General features: G+C 55.7%; 16 protein-coding genes. 4 read left to right on the plus strand and 12 right to left on the minus strand.

Translation table 11 applies throughout. The features are described from left to right. Positions 1–8 precede the first annotated feature (8 nt). Both DA718_RS20755 and DA718_RS20760 read right to left on the minus strand, forming a co-directional pair. Positions 9–1,037 carry a DUF2157 domain-containing protein gene (locus tag DA718_RS20755; RefSeq protein ID WP_112215322.1) on the minus strand — a complete coding sequence of 343 codons (1,029 nt, stop codon included), beginning with the start codon at positions 1,035–1,037 and terminating at the stop codon, positions 9–11. Between the two features lie 15 nt (positions 1,038–1,052). Continuing rightward, a complete protein-coding gene (locus tag DA718_RS20760) occupies positions 1,053–1,919 on the minus strand; it encodes a helix-turn-helix transcriptional regulator (RefSeq protein WP_112215323.1) in 867 nt (288 codons plus the stop codon). A 109-nt stretch (positions 1,920–2,028) separates the two neighbouring features. Here DA718_RS20760 and DA718_RS20765 point away from each other — a divergent pair, with 109 nt between their 5' ends. Both DA718_RS20765 and DA718_RS20770 read left to right on the plus strand, forming a co-directional pair. Continuing rightward, complete coding sequence (locus tag DA718_RS20765; RefSeq protein ID WP_112215324.1) at positions 2,029–3,456, plus strand: MFS transporter; 1,428 nt, start codon at positions 2,029–2,031, stop codon at positions 3,454–3,456. 77 nt (positions 3,457–3,533) lie between these two features. Next, positions 3,534–4,778 carry a mechanosensitive ion channel family protein gene (locus DA718_RS20770; protein WP_112215325.1) on the plus strand — a complete coding sequence of 415 codons (1,245 nt, stop codon included), beginning with the start codon at positions 3,534–3,536 and terminating at the stop codon, positions 4,776–4,778. Positions 4,779–4,783: 5 nt separating this feature from the next. Here the strand turns inward: DA718_RS20770 and DA718_RS20775 are convergent, their stop codons facing one another. Both DA718_RS20775 and DA718_RS20780 read right to left on the minus strand, forming a co-directional pair. Beyond that, complete coding sequence (locus DA718_RS20775) at positions 4,784–5,764, minus strand: LacI family DNA-binding transcriptional regulator (protein ID WP_112215326.1); 981 nt, start codon at positions 5,762–5,764, stop codon at positions 4,784–4,786. A 70-nt stretch (positions 5,765–5,834) separates the two neighbouring features. Next, positions 5,835–6,740: a LysR family transcriptional regulator gene (locus tag DA718_RS20780; protein WP_112215327.1), complete on the minus strand. Its 906-nt coding sequence runs from the start codon at positions 6,738–6,740 to the stop codon at positions 5,835–5,837. A gap of 181 nt (positions 6,741–6,921) precedes the next feature. Between DA718_RS20780 and DA718_RS20785 the strand changes: the two genes are divergently transcribed. Together DA718_RS20785 and DA718_RS20790 are read left to right on the plus strand one after the other, a co-directional pair. After that, a complete protein-coding gene (locus DA718_RS20785) occupies positions 6,922–7,671 on the plus strand; it encodes an SDR family NAD(P)-dependent oxidoreductase (protein WP_112215328.1) in 750 nt (249 codons plus the stop codon). A gap of 117 nt (positions 7,672–7,788) precedes the next feature. Continuing rightward, the gene (locus DA718_RS20790) at positions 7,789–8,205 is read left to right on the plus strand and encodes an Exc2 family lipoprotein (protein WP_112215329.1); all 417 of its coding nucleotides are present in this window, start codon (positions 7,789–7,791) and stop codon (positions 8,203–8,205) included. 39 nt (positions 8,206–8,244) lie between these two features. On the opposite strand, the gene DA718_RS20795 is transcribed toward DA718_RS20790, so the two are convergent. The 8 genes from DA718_RS20795 to DA718_RS20830 form a co-directional block, all read right to left on the minus strand. Then, a complete protein-coding gene (locus tag DA718_RS20795) occupies positions 8,245–9,396 on the minus strand; it encodes a Gfo/Idh/MocA family protein (protein ID WP_112215330.1) in 1,152 nt (383 codons plus the stop codon). Further along, on the minus strand, positions 9,393–10,421 hold the full coding sequence (locus tag DA718_RS20800) for a sugar phosphate isomerase/epimerase family protein (RefSeq protein WP_112215331.1): 1,029 nt from the start codon (positions 10,419–10,421) through the stop codon (positions 9,393–9,395). The genes DA718_RS20795 and DA718_RS20800 overlap by 4 nt, the downstream gene beginning before the upstream one ends. A 16-nt stretch (positions 10,422–10,437) precedes the next feature. Then, on the minus strand, positions 10,438–11,679 hold the full coding sequence (locus DA718_RS20805) for an MFS transporter (RefSeq protein ID WP_112215332.1): 1,242 nt from the start codon (positions 11,677–11,679) through the stop codon (positions 10,438–10,440). Positions 11,680–11,957: 278 nt separating this feature from the next. Further along, complete coding sequence (gene pheP / locus DA718_RS20810; protein WP_112215333.1) at positions 11,958–13,334, minus strand: phenylalanine transporter; 1,377 nt, start codon at positions 13,332–13,334, stop codon at positions 11,958–11,960. Positions 13,335–13,474: 140 nt separating this feature from the next. Further along, entirely contained in the window at positions 13,475–15,685 is a 2,211-nt protein-coding gene (locus DA718_RS20815) for a TonB-dependent receptor (RefSeq protein ID WP_112215334.1), read from the minus strand. Between the two features lie 46 nt (positions 15,686–15,731). Further along, positions 15,732–16,814 (minus strand): YncE family protein, encoded by a 1,083-nt coding sequence (locus DA718_RS20820; protein ID WP_112215335.1) that lies wholly within the window; start codon positions 16,812–16,814, stop codon positions 15,732–15,734. A gap of 339 nt (positions 16,815–17,153) precedes the next feature. Then, positions 17,154–18,107 carry an aldo/keto reductase gene (locus tag DA718_RS20825; RefSeq protein ID WP_112215336.1) on the minus strand — a complete coding sequence of 318 codons (954 nt, stop codon included), beginning with the start codon at positions 18,105–18,107 and terminating at the stop codon, positions 17,154–17,156. A 131-nt stretch (positions 18,108–18,238) separates the two neighbouring features. Continuing rightward, positions 18,239–19,015 (minus strand): ABC transporter substrate-binding protein, encoded by a 777-nt coding sequence (locus DA718_RS20830; protein ID WP_110273196.1) that lies wholly within the window; start codon positions 19,013–19,015, stop codon positions 18,239–18,241. Positions 19,016–19,031 lie beyond the last annotated feature (16 nt).

The raw sequence follows: 19,031 nt of genomic DNA on the forward strand, positions 1-19,031 counted from the left end.
CACCTTAACTACCGCTCCCCTGCGTGCCAGATGCGCTCCGCATAGCGGCCAATCACCGCCAGCGAAACGGCAAGGATCAGGAAGAACACCACCTTGTGCATCCCGTCCCAGAAAAACTCGAAGAAGCGGGTATAGAGGTTGATAGCCAGGAACGTCAGGCCGAAACCGCGCAGCATGCCATCATCGTTTTTCAGACTGATATAAATACAGATCCCTGCCGCTGCAGCGAACAGCAATCCCCATGGCAACAGCTGTCGTTGCGACATGCTGGACCAGCTATCCAGATCGTAATTACCAAAAATCGACAGGATCCACAGAGCGATAAACAGATACGTCAGACCCATCACTTTGCTGACGGTAAACAGCTGGCGCTCGCGTAAATATTTCTGTGCGCCATAGCAGAGCGCGAGCAGCGCGCCGCCGAACAGCACAAAGCGGATCGGATAGCTCATGCCCAGCCAGTAGGCCCCCCATCCCGAGACGTAGCCGGTTTCCGCACCAAACCAGTTACCCAACGACAGCAGGAAAAAAAGCCATACCAGCCCAGAGCGGGCAAAGAAGCCAATCGCGCCGTAAATCACGCATCCGGCCAGGAACAGCGGCGCGATATGGCCGCTGCCGGTATCCAGGCGCTCACCCAGTTGCCATAGCGCCACGGCGGTAAAGACTACGCCAAGAAACAGAATCGCTTCGGTACTGTAGTGCCACTGGGTTTCCCGCCGCTGGCGACGAAATCCCCAACCGTAGCAGGCCGCCGCGAGCAGCGTGGGCAGAATTATCCGCGTCAGCGCCGAGCTGCTGAACAGGCTAAGTAGATACTCAATCAGGTCGCTGTCAGCAAACAGGCTGCCCAGCGCCACCAGCACGCAGGCCAGCGCGGTCCAGAAAGCGTAGCGGCTCAGACGCTGCCAGTCGAAGGGTGAAACGTGCAGCGTTTGCGCCAATCGCTGGCTATCTTCCGGTATTAACTCGCCGCTGTTCTGCCAGGCGTCCAGAGCACGCTGAATGATGCGTTGCTCTTTACGGGTAATATTCATAGGCATTCCTTGTCATTATTGTTTATCCAGCCACGCCAGCGCTTTCTCGGCTGCTTCATCCATCGGTAAATAGACCAGCAGGCGTGAGCCGTTGCGCGGGGCCGAATACCAGTACATCTGCTGCAAGCTAAAGCGTCCAAGTTGCGGATGGTTAAAGTTTTTCACCTGATTCTCCACTCCGCGCACTTCATAGCGCTGATGCCACAGTGCCTCAAACTCAGCCGAAGCGGCGAAAAAGCGCGCCAGTTTATTCTCCCACAGCGGGTCGCCGCGGTGCTCCGCCATCGCCGCGCGAAAGTAAGAGACAAATGTCGCCAGCACATCACGATTTTCGATCCGGCTGCGCCAGGTTTCATTGGTCAGGTACAGATAAATGCAGTTGCGATCCTCTTCCGGGATCGTGGCGAAGTCGATACCCATCAGCCGACAAAAGCTGTCGTTCCACGCCACAATATCGAAGCTCGGCTTCTGAATGCTGGCGGGCTGCGGCATCAGGCTATCAAGCATCCGCCGGGTACCGGGGCTAATGCCTTCGCATACCGTGATCTGAGTGGCCTCCGGCGGAGTCAGCCCGGCCAGTACAAACAGATGCCGGGTCTCCAGCGGGCTACACTGGAGCGCATTCGCCACCCCCACCAGCACCGCCTCAGACGGATTCACTTCCCGCCCCTGCTCCAGCCAGGTGTACCAGGTGACGCCAACATCCGCCAGCATCGCCACCTCTTCGCGACGCAGGCCCGGCGTGCGTCGCCGTCCGACGCGCGGCAGCCCCAGGCGCTGCGGGTCGAGGCTTTCTCGCCGGGCACGTAGAAAAGCCCCCAGTTGCTTACGGCTATCGTCGGGCACGATCGAAAGCGCTTCTCGTTGCGGCATCGTCGTCATAAAACCTCCAGCATGGTAGTACCAATACCAGTATAGACAGGAACTGGTACCCGTTTAAATTATCGGTGATGCTACGGCCATCCGCTGAATGACGCAATGGAGAGATCCGATGAATTCGTCTGCTGTTTCACCCGGCCGCGCCGGTTTATTCCTGCTGTTGACCGGCCAAATGCTGCCGTTGATCGACACCTCGATCACCAACGTCGCGCTGGATTCGATCACCCAATCACTGAATGCCAGCGCCACCCAACTGGAGCTGATTGTTGCGCTATATGGCGTCGCCTTTGCCGTCTGTCTGGCGATGGGCAGCAAACTTGGCGATAACTATGGTCGCCGTCATCTGTTTATGTGGGGCGTAGCGATTTTTGGCGTCGCCTCCCTGCTGTGCGGGATGGCAAATTCCATTCATACCCTGCTGGCGGCACGCACCTTACAGGGAGCCGGTGCAGCGCTGATCGTGCCGCAGATCCTCGCCACTTTGCATATCACCCTGAAAGGCACAGCCCACGCCCGGGCCATCAGCCTGTACGGCGGCATTGGCGGTATCGCGTTTATCGTCGGTCAGATGGGCGGTGGTTGGCTGGTATCGGCGGACATCGCCGGTTTAGGCTGGCGAAATGCGTTCTTTATCAACGTGCCAATCTGCCTGCTGGTGCTGGCTTTTAGCCCGCGCTACGTCCCCGAGACCCGGCGCGAAGCGCATTCGCGTATCGACTGGCAGGGCACTTTCAGCCTTGCGCTGATCCTCTGCTGCCTGTTGTTCCCAATGGCGCTGGGGCCGGAACTGCACTGGCCGTGGGCGCTCCAGCTAATGTTAGTCGCCGTGCTGCCGCTGCTGCTGTGGATGCGAGCCAGCGCGCTGGGCAAACAACAGCGCGGCGAACAACCGTTATTACCGCCCCGCCTGCTGAAGCTCACCAGCATTCGCTTTGGTATGGCCATCGCCCTGCTCTTTTTCAGCGCCTGGTCCGGGTTTATGTTCTGTATGGCGCTGACCATGCAGGCAGGCCTGGGGATGGCGCCATGGCAGTCCGGCAACAGCTTTATCGCCCTCGGCGTGGCCTATTTCATCTCTGCGCTGTACGCGCCGAAGCTGATTGCCCGCTACACCATGGGGCGCATCCTGCTGATTGGCCTGTCGGTGCAGATTGTCGGCCTGCTGCTGCTGAGCGCCACGTTTTATCACCTCGGAACCCAAACCTCTACTCTGGCTCTGGTGCCGTCCACAGTGCTTATCGGCTATGGGCAGGCGCTGATCGTCAATAGCTTTTACCGCATCGGAATGCGCGATATCAGCGCCTGTGACGCCGGGGCCGGGAGTGCGATTCTCAGCACCCTGCAACAGGCGACGCTGGGACTTGGCCCGGCGATTCTTGGTTCGCTATTTTTAACCCTCGCCCACCGCAGCGGCGGCGACTATCCGCAGGCGTTAATCGATTTTCTGGCGGTTGAGGTGGTGATGATGCTGATATTGGGCGCCATCGCACTATGCCTGCGCCATCATCTGAACGTGCATCCGGCGGTAGCGGCTTCATAATTCACATCTGCGTAACCTGCGATTTGCATAATAGTCATCCAGCGGTCATCATAACCGCTGGATGTAAAGGAGACGTTATGCAGGAATTAATATCGCAAATCGCCGCATTAGGCATCGAAATAACCCCCACCACTTCACTCATTATTATCTTCGGCATTATTCTTCTGACGGCAGTTGTCGTTCACCTTATTCTGCACAAAGTGGTGCTGCGTACCTTCGAAAAGCGGGCGCAGGCCAGTAGCCATTTGTGGCTGCAAATCATCACGCAGAACAAACTGTTTCATCGTCTGGCCTTTACCCTGCAAGGGATTATCGTCAACGTCCAGGCGGTTTTATGGCTGCAAAAAGGCAGCGAGGCTGCGGAAATACTCACCACCTGTGCGCAGCTGTGGGTGATGATATACGCGATGCTGTCCTTCTTCTCACTGCTGGACGTGGTGTTCAATTTATCGCAGAAATTCGCCACCGCCTCTCAGCTTCCGCTTAAGGGGATATTTCAGGGGATAAAGCTGGTTTGCGCGATTATCGTCGGCATTCTGGTTATTTCATTGTTGATAGGCCAATCCCCGGCGATTCTGATTAGCGGCCTCGGCGCAATGGCCGCGGTATTAATGCTGGTATTCAAAGACCCGATTCTCGGCCTGGTGGCTGGCATTCAGCTCTCCGCCAACGATATGCTCAAGCTCGGCGACTGGCTGGAAATGCCGAAATACGGCGCTGACGGCGCGGTGATCGACATCGGCCTGACCACGGTGAAGGTGCGCAACTGGGACAATACCATTACCACCATTCCAACCTGGTCGCTGGTGTCCGACTCGTTTAAAAACTGGAGCGGCATGTCCGCGTCCGGCGGTCGACGCATAAAGCGTAGCCTGAATATCGATACCACCAGCATTCATTTTCTTGATGAACAAGAGCAGCAGCGCCTGATTCAGGCCAAACTGCTGAAGCCGTATATGGATTCCCGTCATCAGGAAATTAGCGCCTGGAACCAGCAAAATGCGACCGATCAATCGGTGTTGAACCAGCGCAAAATGACCAACATCGGCACCTTCCGCGCTTATTTGCAGGAGTATTTACGCAATCACTCGCGCATTCGCAAAGATATGACGCTGATGGTGCGCCAGCTGGCCCCGGATGCCAGCGGTCTACCGATTGAGATTTACTGCTTCACCAATACCGTGGTGTGGGCAGAATATGAAAGCATCCAGGCGGATATTTTCGACCACGTGTTCGCGGTGGTTGATGAGTTCGGCCTGCGCATTCACCAGTCCCCCACCGGCAACGATATTCGTTCGCTGGCGGGAGCAGTATCTCAGTAAGGTTCTCAGGCACTGGCGCGGGGGATCACGCGCCAGTCCATCATCACCCGCTCAACGGCAGCGTCAGGATTGTCGATTCTTTTCATCAATAACGTCACCGCCGTGCGACCAATCGCGCGCGAGGGCTGCTCAACGGTGGTCAGCTGCGGCGAGACCACTTCCGCCAGTTCGGTGCCATCAAAACCAATCACCGCAATGTCTTCCGGCACCCGTAGTCCGGCCTGCGTAATGGCCCGCAGTGCGCCCGCCGCCAGTGAGTCAGAAACGGCAAATACCGCATCGGGCTTTTCGTCCAACGCCAACAGCTGTTCCATCGCCTTTTTACCGGCAGCGGCGCTAAGATCGCTGGCGTAGGTCACCTGCTGATAATCCAGCTCGCGAACGTGCAGCACGCTTTTATAGCCGCGCTCGCGCAGACGCGCGTAACGATAGCTGAGATCGTGATTTATTAAAGCAATGCGTTTTCGTCCGCTGTCGACCAAACGCGAAACCGCCCCCTGAGCCGCGTCGACGTCGTTAATGCCGACGCAGGAGATGCTGCCGTTATCAGCATATTCCGCGCACTGGACCCACGGCGCGTCGCCAATCATGGTGGTGAGTTCCGGCAGGCTGGAGAGCGCGTTCATGGTGATAATGCCGTCAACCATTTTGCCAGAAAGTAGTTGCAGGCCAGAGGTAGAACGCGCCAGGTCCGACCCGGAGTTACACAGCAGGATCCGGTAGCCGTGCTTTTCAGCCTCTTCTTCAATCCCCTTGACCACTTCAGCGCAAAAGGGATTCGCAATGTTAGAGACCATCACCAAAATCATGTAGCTACGAGCCGTTCGCAGCTGACGGGCCAGCAGATTAGGCTGATAGTTACTCTCTTTAATGGCCTGCAGTACGCGCTCGCGATTCTTCTCTTTGACGGTATCGCTATTATTTAGTACCCGCGATACCGTCGCCACCGAGACGCCCGCCAGGCGAGCGATTTTCTGAATTGACATAGAGACTGCATTTCCTGCAATAGACGTTATATTTCGCAGGCTATCATAATTCTCTGGTTCCTGCGGTCAATTACCCTTTCACCGCCGCCGGAAACGTCTCCACAAGCCATTCGACAAATACACGTAGCCGGGACGTAACGTGTCGATTCTGCGCATAAACAACGTGAAATGGATAAGGAGTTGGACGCCATTTGCTGAGTATTTCCACCAGTGTTCCGTTCGCCAGTTCATTTCTCAAAGAGTAAGAGAAGGTCTGCACAATACCCAGCCCAGCTTCCGCAGCCGCAATATGGGCATTGCTCTCATTTATACCAAGGTGATATTCCGTTTTGATCTCCTGGGTAATGCCATTGTCCTCAAAGCGAAATGGAAAGGCTCTTCCGCTGGCGGGAGACAAATAGCAGACAAGCCGGTGTCCGTTCTTCAATTCATCAGGATAAGCGGGAATACCGTAGAGCCTGAGGTAACCCGGCGTGGCGCAGGTCATTATCGTTGCTTCACCTATTTTGCGGGCGATAAGCGTCGAGTCGTCCAGCGGCCCACCTCGGATAGCACAGTCGATGTTGCCGCTGATAAGGTCCGTGGGGCTGTCAGCTACCGCCAGATCAATGCGGATATCCGGATAGGTCGCCATAAAGCCAGCCAGAAGAGGGATCAGAATATCGCGGGCGGTTGATCCTCCTACCGAGACGCGCAGATGGCCCTTTGGCTTATTGCGAGAAGCTCTAAATGAGGCGTCAATCTCGTCCAGGTCCTTAAGAATACGCACTGCTTTTTCATAGTACTCGCGCCCTTCCGGCGTGACGGTAATGCGTCGAGTTGTACGTTGCAGTAAGCAAACGCCAAGATGAGATTCAAGCTGTTGAATCGCTTTACTGAGGGTGGCATTGGGCATATTCAACGAGTCTGCGGCCCGGGTAAAGCTGTTGGCTTCGACAACGCGCGTAAAGACTTTGAGGGCTGAAAACCGATCCATTATTCGCTTTTTCCTGATAGCAGTCGGCGATTATTCATAGGTGTGAAGAGTGTTTTTCACATTACTACGTTTTTTGCACCCGTGGCTGAAGGTACAGTGACAACCGTACTTAGCCGCCAGGTTATCACTGTAAGTCGATGACTCAATTGGCATATTCATACTTTAGTTAAGGAAGTGCATCATGAGTAAAAAACTTTCGGCAAAAATCGCGTTAGTCACCGGCGGTAGTTCGGGTATCGGCCTTGCGTCAGCACAGGAGCTGGCAAATCAGGGTGCGACGGTGTACATCACCGGCCGCCGCCAGGAGGAACTTGACGCTGCGGTGGCGTTAATCGGTCCCGCAGCCAGAGGGATCCGTGCCGATGCCTCGATTTTAAGCGACCTGGATGGCGTGTTTTCGACCATTGCCAGCGAATCTGGACGACTGGACGTGCTTTTTGCCAATGCGGGCGGCGGCGACATGATGCCGCTGGGCGCCATAACAGAAGAGCACTTCGATCGTATTTTTGGCACCAACGTGCGCGGCGTGTTGTTTACCGTTCAGAAAGCCTTGCCGCTGTTGACGCAGGGTGCTTCCGTCATCCTTACGGGCTCTACGGCGGCGGTCAAAGGGACCGCGAATTTCAGCGTGTACAGCGCCAGTAAGGCCGCCGTGCGTAATCTGGCACGTTCATGGGCACTGGACCTGAAGGATCGCAGTATCCGCGTGAATGTGGTCAGTCCGGGGCCAGTGCGTACACCGGGCCTGGGAGGGCTTGTCGCGCAAGAGCAGCGCCAGGGACTCTTTGATATGCTGGCCGCCGACGTACCGCTTGGGCGCATTGGCGAGCCGGAGGAAGTAGGGAAAACTGTCGCTTTCCTGGCTTCTGACGACGCAAGCTTTATTAACGCATCTGAAATCTACGTTGATGGCGGGCTGGCGCAGATCTAAAAAATACGATACCTGAAGACCCCTGGATAAATGGGTCTTCGGGTGCTACCGTGCTATTTTTCCTGTACTCAAATTATCCAGAGTGCATATTCTAAATAATTAGGGATGATGTCATTAATGAAACTAAAAATAGCGATTATCGCATTCAGCTGTTCTCTTGCCGCTCTCTCCGGCTGCACCTCCTCAAAATCTTCGCCGGAGCGCCATGCTTACTATTTTGTCTCACACCGCACCGATTTTGTCGGCGGTAATTTCGCCACTAACCGTCAGGAAAATTACCGTTTAAATCTGCCAAACTTTACCGAGATATATGCTCAGGGCCAGAAAGACAAGGCGTCAGGCATGAGCGAAAACGATGCCCGCCGCACCGCTGATGCCATCAAGCAGCAGGCGGCGCAGGGCACAAAGACGCAGCACTCTTTCAACGGCAACGCTAGCGATAAGTGGGACAACGCAATGGAGGATAAAGACGCCGTGCTGTTCGGCAACGAGCTGTCCGGAGCGTATCTTGATGGCTATCATGGCGTGAAATAATTCAGCCGGTGCGCGAAATGCGCACCGCAGTCTCTCCCGTTACCTTGCCACCCTCACCCAGCGCTGCTGCTGATGGCTTTTCACTATTGCATCAATGATGTACATCACGTCCGCGCCCTCATAAAACGACGCAAAGCGCCGCGACCGCTCTTCCGGCATCTTTCCTGCACGAACCGCCTGATAAAAGCTCAGCATCATATTTTTAAACGCATCGGGCCAACCTTCGATATGCCCGCCAGGAAAATGAGCGCTGGCGGCGACCTCACCCTGCATCAGGCTTGGGTCGTCGCTCAGCAGCTGGTTTGGCCGCTGGCGATGCCCTATCCATAGACGCTGTGGTACTTCCTGATCCCAGGCCAGAGAGCATTGACTGCCGTTGATCTCTACCGTCAGGCCATTTTTTCTCCCGGCGCTCACCTGTGAGACGGTGAAGCAGCCTTTGCTGCCATCATCAAAACGGAACAGTACCGACCCCATATCTTCAGTATCGACGGGACGTTCTTCATAACGTACATCGTCACTATGCTGGCTAAAAGTGGCATCCCCGGCAACGGGCGCTTTGCGCGTCGGCCAGACGATAGACAGATCAGCCATCACCTCTACGATGCGTCGGCCGGTCATAAACTGCACCGTATCGCACCAGTGGGAGCCGATATCCGCCACCGCCCGCGATGCGCCACCCTGCGCCGAATCGACCCGCCAGTTATAGTCTGTTTCCAGCAGCATCCAGTCCTGGAGATAGCTGCCGTGTACGCCAAACAGCCTCCCGACATCGCCATTGCGCATCATCACTGCTGCCTGCTGCACCATCGCAAACTGGCGATAGACAAAACTAACACCGTGGACCACTCCTGCACGTTCTGCCAGCGCCACCAGTTCACGCGCCTCTTCCGGCGTCATGCACAGCGGCTTTTCAGAAAAGACGTGCAGCCCGGCTGAGAGGATCTGTCGGTTAATCTGCGCATGCAGATGGTTCGGCGTGCAGTTATGCACCACCTGCAATCCGGGGTGCGCCAACAATGCCTCAACGCTACCGTAGGCATTAGCCACGTTAAGCTGTCGCGCCTTCTGCTGCGCCATCTCCAGGTTACCGTCGCACAGCGCGACCACCTCAATATCGCCCACTCTGCGTAGCGCTTCCAGATGCGCCGGGCCAATAAACCCGGAGCCAATAATACCGACTTGAATCATTTTGCCCCCTCCTTGCCTGCGGCAAAATCATCAAACGCCCGCCCGGAAACCGGGATGATATGACGACGGATAAACTCGCTGCCTTCACGCGCACCAACCTCTGCATCCTTCAGGCAGCATTCCCACTCCAGCACCGCCCAGCCGTCAAAATCGTATTCGGTAAGCTTGCTGAAAATCGTTTTGAAATCGATCTGCCCATCGCCCAGCGAACGAAAACGCCCCGACCGCTGCTGCCAGTTTTGATAGCCGCCGTAGACTCCACTGCGCCCGCTGCGGCGGAATTCCGCGTCCTTGACGTGAAACGCCTTTATTCGCGAGTGATAGATATCGATGTACGCCAGATAGTCTATCTGCTGGAGGTGCAGGTGGCTGGGGTCGTAGAGCATATTGCAGCGCGGGTGGTTATCAAGGCGTTGCAGGAAACGCTCAAAGGTCACGCCATCGTGGAGGTCCTCGCCGGGATGGATTTCGTAGCATAAATCCACGCCCTGCTCGTCGAATACATCAAGCAGAGGCCGCCAGCGCCGGGCCAGTTCGTCAAAAGCTTCATCCAGCAGCGGCTGGTTATGCGGCGGCCACGGATAAAAATAAGGCCACGCCAGCGCTCCGGAAAAGGTGGCGTGAGCTTTTAGCCCCAAACGCGCGGAAGCCACCGCTGCCTGACGTACTTTCTCCACCGCCCACTGCTGGCGCGCCCGCGGGTTACCGCGCAGCACAGCGGGAGCAAAAGCGTCAAAGGCCTCGTCATAAGCCGGATGCACGGCCACCAGTTGCCCTTCAAGGTGTGTTGAAAGCTCGCTGATCGCCAGGCCATATTCTGCCAGTATGCCGCTCACTTCATCGCAGTAGGTCTGGCTTGCCGCCGCCTGCTCGACATCGAAAATTGCCGGATGGTTGCAGGGGATTTGCAACGCCTGATATCCCAAACCAGCGGCCCACTGCGCTAGCCCTTCCAGCGTATTAAACGGCGCATGCGCGCCGATAAACTGCGCCAGAAAAATGCCCGGTCCCTTGATCGTTTTCATACCACCTCCTGAAAAATTAATGCTGCTCTTTATCGTTGTACTGGAAAGAGAAAAGGAAAATCAGTGCGATAACCGCAGCGGCCACCGCTGGGATCCACCAGAAAGTCACCCACGCCTGCGGTACCGCTTGTCCCGCGACCAGTTGGTTATATAGCGCGCCGGAAATCTGCGAGCCCAGCAACATACCGATGCCGTAGGTGAACATCACGATCATGCTCTGTGCCTGACCTTTGACCTTCTCGCCCGCCACGCGGTCGGTATAGATAAAGCCGACCACGAAGAAAAAGTCGTAGCACACGCCGTGCAGCAGGATGCCAAGATAAAGCAGGAAGCGCCCCTCTTCGCTAACGCCCAGCGCAAAGAAGGCGTAGCGCACAAACCACGCCGCCATGCCGATCAGCAACATGTATTTGACGCCCAGGCGGCGGAACAGCAGCGGGATCACCAGCATAAAGAAGATTTCTGACATCTGACCGAAGGACATGGCGGTGCTGACGTCCGCAACCCCGGCATCCGCCAGATAAGAGGCGGTATAGGCGTAGTAGGTGCCCAACGGAATAGAGATCAGCGTCGCGCACAAGGAGAAAATCAGGAAGTGGCGCGTTTTCAGCAGCGCGAAAGCATCGGCGCACAGCAGATCGCGAAACTGCACCGGGGTCCCTTTCGCCGGGGCCGGCGTGTGCGGCAGCGTCAGGCTATAAATCGCCAGTACCACTGAACACAGCGCCGCGAGGGTGAAAATCCCGGTGGTATCGGAAATACCGGTCACGCCGATGCAGATACCGGCGATAATCCAGCCGATAGTGCCGAAAACGCGGACCACCGGAAAAGTCTTGTCGACGTTCGCCAGGCTGTGGAACGCAATATTGTTAGTCAGCGCCAGCGTCGGCATATAGCACAGGGTGTAGCCGAACAGCAGGCCAATCAGCAGTGCACCGTTTTGCGCCACCAACGCCTGCGGCACAAACCACAGAATCACCGCCCCGGCCAGATGCATGACCGCCATTACCTTCTGCGAAGCAAAGAAGCGATCAACCAGCATTCCCAGCACAAACGGCGAGAGAATCGACGCAATCGGCCCGGCAGAGAAAGCATCGCCAATCAGCAATGACATCTCATAGCGGGTCATCACCAGGCCCAGCGTGACCGACCAACTCCCCCAAATAAAGAACTGCATAAACATCATTAACGACAGCCGCGGCACCAGAAAACGGTGCGTTACGCGGACACTTTCACGACCTTCGGTTGTAGTTACCATTTTGACCGCCCCAATAAAGTAATCGATTACAAAATAGATTCAAAAGAAAAGTAATCGATTACAAAAAGAAGATCGCGGGGAAAATGCGCTAAGCGCGAAGAAGATCACAATAAAAGGCAATGTATACCCTAAATAATTCGAGTTGCAGGAAGGCGGCAACGCAGTGAATTCCCAGGAGCTTACTGAAGTAAGTGACTGGGGTGAGCGAGGAAAGCCAACGCACATGCAACTTGAAGTATGACGGGTATAGCCCCGCCGGACGGCGAGGCTGTCACGCCCTACGCCGGGCGGCGCAGAGTTTTAAAGGCCACAAACAGGAACAGGATCCACACCGGCAGCAGAATCGCCGACAGACGCATACCGTCGATCGTGCACATCAGCACCAGGATCAGCCCCAGAAAGGCGATGCAAAAATAGTTGCTGGCAGGCGACAGCAGCGCTTTAAACTTCGACTCACGCCCCTTGCGGCGCTGGGCAGCACGGAATTTCAGGTGCGCCAGGCAGATCATAATCCAGTTCAGCAGCAGCGTCGCCACCACCAACGCCATCAGCAGTCCGAGGGCTTTCTGCGGCAGCAGGTAGTTAAGCAGCACCACCAGCGAGGTGATAATCCCGGAAAGCATCAGGGAGTTGACCGGTACGCCGCGCTTGCTGACGCGAGCAAGAAACTTCGGCGCGTTGCCCTGCACCGAAAGGCCGAACAGCATCCGGCTATTGGAATAAACGCCGCTGTTGTAGACCGACAGCGAAGCCACCAGAATCACGAAGTTCAGCGCTGAAGCCACCACGTTACTGTCGAGATTATGGAAAATCATCACGAATGGACTACTGTCGGATTTGATTTCCACCCACGGATAAAGGGCCAGCAGAACTACCAGCGAACCGATATAAAACAGCAAAATACGGTACACCACCTGGTTAACCGCTTTCGGAATGCTCTTCTCTGGATTGTGCGCTTCGGCGGCGGTAATGCCGATAAGCTCCAGACCGCCGAAGGAGAACATGATCACCGCCAGCGACATAATCAGCCCGTGCCAGCCAGTGGCAAAGAAGCCACCGTGTTTCCACAGGTTATCGATTCCCGCTTTGCTGCCGCCGTGTCCGCCAAACAGCATCCACAGACCAAAGCCAATCATGCCGATAATCGCCAGCACCTTAATCAGCGCGAACCAGAACTCCGCTTCGCCGTACAGGCGAACGTTAACGAGGTTAACCGCATTGATAATAATGAAGAAGACGGCGGCCCAAATCCACGTCGGCACGTCCGGTAGCCAGTACTGCATGTAGATCCCGGCTGCGGTCAGCTCAGCCATCCCCACCAGCACAAACATCACCCAATAGTTCCAGCCGGAAAGAAAGCCCGCGAATGGGCCCCAGTATTTATAGGCAAAGTGGGCAAAGGAGCCAGAAACCGGCTCTTCGACGACCATTTCGCCAAGCTGGCGCATAATCAGAAAAGCAACGATCCCGGCGACGGCGTAGCCGAGCAGTACGGCCGGTCCCGCCATTTGAATCGCTGGCCCAATGCCGAGAAACAGGCCGGTACCGATGGCGCCGCCAAGGGCGATAAGTTGGATATGTCGGTTCTGTAAACCGCGGTGAAGCGTCGGGCCGCTTTCCTCTACGGCATCCGACGACGTTGACGCGTCTTTCACGTCGATCCCCTGTGTGTTTATATGAAGGGGCACCTTGTAACACTTATACCCGTCATACTTCAAGCCGCAGATGCCCTGGCTTCATACGTTCATTGATTTATCACAAGGGGCGAGCAGCCCTGCCCGCCCCAGCGTTTTGCTTAGAACTCGTAGCCGACCGAAACCTTGAACGTCCGCGGCTCACCGCGGAACAAATAGGTTCCACTGTCATCAGCTCCGGACCAGTAGTTCTCATCCGTCACGTTATCCACCCCCGCCCGTACCGTCATCTGGTTCTGATTCTCGTTAAGCGCCAGGCGATAGCGCACGCCGAGATCCAAGGTGGTGTAGCTATCAATCTTCTTGGTGTTCGCCTGATTGGCATACTGCGAACCGGAGTGGTTGAGGCGCGCGGTGGCGGTCAGACCGTCGATGGGCTTGATATCATACTCTGCGCCAAGCACCGCATAGAACCCCGGCACGCCAATCGCTGTTTTACCATCGTTGATGCCATCTTTGGTTTTCGACAGCTCGGCTTCCAGCCAGGTGGCGCTGGCGTTAAGACGCAGGCCATATAAAGGTTCACCGAAGATATTAAATTCAACGCCGCGGTTACGCTGCTCGCCGTCAAGACCATAGTGTTTCTTGCTGTCGAGGAATGCTGATGGCATTTTAATTTCAAACAAGGCTAGCGAGCCGCCAATACGGCCGAAATCTGCCTTCACCCCTACTTCGTTTTGTTTGGAGTGGATGATCCCAATACTTTCACCGTAGTTAGTGGCGGAGTTCGGTGCATTGCTGCCCGGCTGAAGAGCTTCGGTATGGTTGGCGTATAAAGAGATAACCTCCCACGGCTTGTAGACCACCCCATAGGTTGGCATCCAGCGACTGTCGTCATACGCATCGCTTTGCAGACCGGTGGTTTTGTCGTAGTTACGCACAACCACTTTTTGATGGCGCGCGCCAGCGGTAAACAGCAGCGTATCGTCCAGTACGCCGAGCGTATCGCTCAACAGCCAGCCCTGTGAACGAGTGCGGCCGCTGGTGAGCGGATCGTAATAGTCACCGCCGAAGGAAGAGTTAGCCGGAGGCGCAACCTGCTGGGTATTGTAAATATTGACCAGCGGGTTATCGGCAGCCTTAGACATCCGCCACGCGGTTTGGTCATTTTGAGTTTTCGCCGAATAGCCAACGTTCACTTTGTGCGAAACAAAACCGGTAGCGAACTCGCCGCGAATGCCGGCCATGCCGCTGGCGGTATCAATATAGCGGTTGGTATCCAGACGACCCGCCGTGGCGTTGCCTTCTCGATCGATAAGCTTCGAAGCGCTATACAGACCGATTTCATGGGCATGCTGAGCGCCCAGCGACGCATAGGCAGTCCATTTATCGACAATGTCGTACTCCATTCTCAGCATACCGAACTCATTTTCGATATCGCTGTAAGCCCATTTTTGCGTGTAGTTATGGGTATTGCCCGGCAGACGCGGGATAAAATCAACGGCTGAAATATTGATGCCCATCGGGCCGCCGTGGAACGTTTTCTTCTGATAGCCAAAATCAAAAGAGCTGCGCAAGCGCTCGCCGCGATAGTCGAGACCAATAGCGGCCAGAGTGGTTCTGCGCTTGTCATTCTCGACCGCCGCCTCGCCTTCACGATGCACCAGGTTCACCCGCGCGCCGAACTGGTTATCGTCACCAAAGCGACGGCCTAAATCCAGCGAACCACCGACCTGAGAATCAGAGGTATAGTCCACGCCAACGTTGGCGGTCGGGGTATCTTCCGCACGCTTCGGCTCCAGGTTAATCATCCCGCCGACGCCGGAGCTGGCGGCACCATTGAGCAGGGCGTTCGCGCCTTTAAAAATCTCAACCCGCTCCAGCATAGCGGTATCCATCACCTGACGCGGCACCACGCCGGACAGGCCGCTCAGGGTCATATCATCGCCATCGAATTTGAGTCCGCGAATACGATAGGTCTCGGCATAGTTACCGTAGCCCTGCACCGGCTGAACTCCGGCATCGTTGCTCACCACGTCGGTAATGGTTTTTGCCTGCTGATCCTGAATCAGCTTCGAGGTATAGCCGATGATGCTAAACGGAACGTCCATCGCATTTTGTTCACCGAGCATCCCCAGACGGCCGCCGTTCGCTACCTGACCGTCCAGATAGGCAGGCACCACCAGATCGCCACCGGATTTAAAATCGCTGTCGGAAGTCGCCCGGACGACCATCGTTTCTTCTGTTTTTTTGCGTTCAGCGTCGTTTTCCGCCGCCGTGGCTGAATGGGTAATAGCGCCAATAGTCAACGCCAGCAGCGTTTTCCGTAGCGGGAAAGCCGAATAGTGAGAGGTAAGCATAATTTGTCCCATAGGTGATGAAAGTCAAACAAGGGGCCCGCCGTCGGGCCCAAATTTCTTATTTCGCGGTCAGGTCAATGCGGACAACGCTGTCCGGCCCTTTCGTCGAATGATCTTTGTTGAACGGCTGCTTAACGGTGACAAACAGCGTCTGGCCGTCAGCGGAAATCAGCAGGCTGTTAGGGTTAGCCGGAATATCCCACGACTTTTTCAGCGCGTAGCTGGTGCCATCGAGGCTGATAACTTTGCCAGATTCGCGCTGGGAGATATAAATCTCGTTGCGCTTAGGATTGAACTGCACCGCCAGCGAGTCGCCTACCTCCAGTTGCTTAATCACCTTACCGCTGTGAATATCGAGTACCAGGGTGGTTTTAGCTTTGGAGTTATCGGTGACGAACAGACGACCGGTGGCGCTATCTTCAGCAATGTTCAGCAGCAGCGCCGGTTTATCGCCCAGCGGCTTCCAGCGGTGTTCGATACGGTTATCGCGCGGGTTAATCACCAGAATTTCACCGCCGCCGTTTGCCGCGTACAGCCGTTCGGTTTGTGCGGAATAGTGCAGGCCGGTCATCCATTTGCCGGTATTTTTAATCCGCGTTTTCAGCTTCAGGGTGTCGGCATCGACCACCCAGATTTGCGCCGGATCGGCGACTGCGCCAACGTAAAGGGTGTTATTGAGCAGCAGGATTTGACGCGCACCGTACGGGAAACCTTCTTTATTGCGTTCGCTAAACAGCAGGCGTTTTTGGACTTTGCCGTTGGCCGTGTCGATAGCGCTAATGCCGCCATCCAGCGAGTTGGTGACAAACAGCGTACTGCCGTCAGGGCTGAGCTGTACGGCAAAGTTTTTCAGATCGGTGTGGGTCATGCCGATAGTTTTCAGGGTTGCCGGATCCAGCTTGTACACCGCGCCGCCCTGCACATCTTTAAAGCCTTCAGCGCTGGCAACGTACAGCGCATCGCCTTTCGGACTGAGTGCCATTTCATACAAGCCTTCCGCCAGCTCGCGTTTGAGCGGCTGTACGGCGGTTTCCGCTTTTTGTTCGACAACAGGTTGAGAAATGGGAGAGGTGTGAGTCGCGGCGCAGCCGCTTAAGACCGCAGAGATAGCCAGCGCCAACGCCGGGAGAGTGTATTTCATAAGATCAATCCTGAACAAAATCAATGATCCGATGGTGACTCCGCCGCCGATGTTCTCTTTTTCGGTCTTGCGTTAGCGAGCCCCACCCTACGCCTTCGAAGTTTCCCTGTGAGCAGTCACTGAGGCAGGTAGTTCCCTGAAAGCCTGCAAACAAAAAGAAGAATGAGAACTATACGCATTATCTCATCGTAATCAAGCCTGTCTTTTTCCGAATGGAAAAACGTTTCATTTTTCGGTGAAAGGTATTCAGAGCAGTGGTATTGGCTGAGGATGAGGAAAAATGGAATACAAAACGCTGATGGAAAAGCGCCGGAACTCGACAGATTCCGGCGTCGAAAACTACGCGCTGGCGGTATCCAGACGCGCCAGCTGTTCAGCGCGGAGGTTCAACGCAGCGGCACGGGCAAAGCTCTCCACCTGAGCGATACTGGTGGCGCTGGCAATCGGGGCCGTTACGCCTTCACGACTCATTAGCCAGGCTAGCGCGACTTCGGCAGGTTTAGCATTCTGTTGTTCCGCCACCTCAACCAGAGTATCGACGATACGCAGCCCGCGCGGATTGAGGTATTTACCTATGCCGCCGCCGCGCTGGCTTTGCGCCAGATCGGACTGCTGACGGTATTTACCGGTCAGGAAGCCAGATGCCAGGCTGTAGTAGGTCACCACGCCGATATCGCGGCTGATGCACAGGTCGCAGAGCGCGCCTTCAAAGGCCGAACGATGATAAAGATTGTATTCCGGTTGCAGCACCTGCCAGGCCGGTAGACCGCTTTTGCGCGAGACTTCCAGGGCGCTCGAAAGCTGCTGTGCATCAAGGTTCGAGGCCCCCATCGCGCGGATTTTTCCCGCCTGCTGTAAGGCCTGGAACGCGTCGAGGGTTTCGGCAACCGGGGTTTCCGGGTCCGGCCAGTGGGAAAAGTAAAGGTCGATATAATCGGTGTTCAGGCGGCGCAGCGAATCTTCCACCGCCTGCTGGATCCAGGCTTTTTTCAGTCCTTTATGGCCGGGAAGGCCTAAATCGGAACCGACTTTAGTGAAAATTTTCACCTTATCGCGCATGCCTGGCCGCGCCTGCAGCCAGCGACCGATAATGGCTTCGGACTCGCCGCCCTGGTTACCATCCGCCCAGCGGGAGTAAACATCCGCCGTGTCGATAGCATCAAAGCCGTGGTCTACAAACGCATCAAGAATGGCAAAACTGGTTTTTTCATCGATGGTCCAGCCAAAAACGTTGCCGCCAAACACCAGCGGGGCGATGGAAAATCCGGTTTTGCCCAAGGGACGTGTCATCATGCCGTTCACTCCTTATCGCTTATATTCAGTATCCTTCGGAACGCCGTGAGGGTCAGGAAAGGACAATTACGGGATAGTAAGAAAAGGAAGCTTGAAGCGGGCTTTCCGTGCCCGCTGAATGCATAACAACATTATGTCCCGGAATAGACATCAAAGCTAAAATATTTCCCTGCTAGCTTTTTATAGGTGCCGTCGGCGAGAATTTTGGCAATCGCGCCGTTAATTTCCTGACGCAGGGCTTCATCGTCTTTACGCAGACCAATCGCCGCCCCGGCGCCAAACAGCTTGTCGTCCTGCAAATGCCCGCCAACGAAAGCAAAATCTTTGCCCTGCGGCTGCTGCAGGAAGCTGTAGTCGGCCATCATCCCGGAAAGCACCGCGCCATCAATACGCCCGGACTCCAAATCCTGTACCACGCGATCCGCCCCCTGATAGGCAACAATATTGATTCCCGCCGTGCGCCAGTGCTGGTTGACGTACGTTTCCTGCGCCGACCCCTGCTCTACGCCGATGGTTTTGCCCTTCAACTGCTCGACGGTATTCCCGGCCAGCGTGTTTTTACGCGCCACAAGGAATACCGGGCCGTTATACAGCTTATCGCTAAAGCCAATCTGCTCTTTACGCTTCTCGGTCATATACATTCCGGAAAGGATCGCGTCGAACTTGCGCGCCTTCAGCGCCGGAATAATGCCGTCGAAGTTGCTTTCTACCCACACGCACTTCGCCTGGAGCTGCTCGCAAATCGCGTTCCCGAGGTCAATATCAAAACCCGCCAGCTTACCCTGTGGGTCTTTCCATTCAAACGGCGCGAAAGTCGGGTCAACGCCAAAGCGAATTTCCTTATTTTCTGCGGCCAGGGCTGAAGTTGAGGCCATCAGCGCGACCCACAGCAGAAGAGATTTTTTCATTATTTACGGACTCCAG

Source organism: Klebsiella huaxiensis, from assembly GCF_003261575.2.
GTDB lineage: Bacteria > Pseudomonadota > Gammaproteobacteria > Enterobacterales > Enterobacteriaceae > Klebsiella > Klebsiella huaxiensis.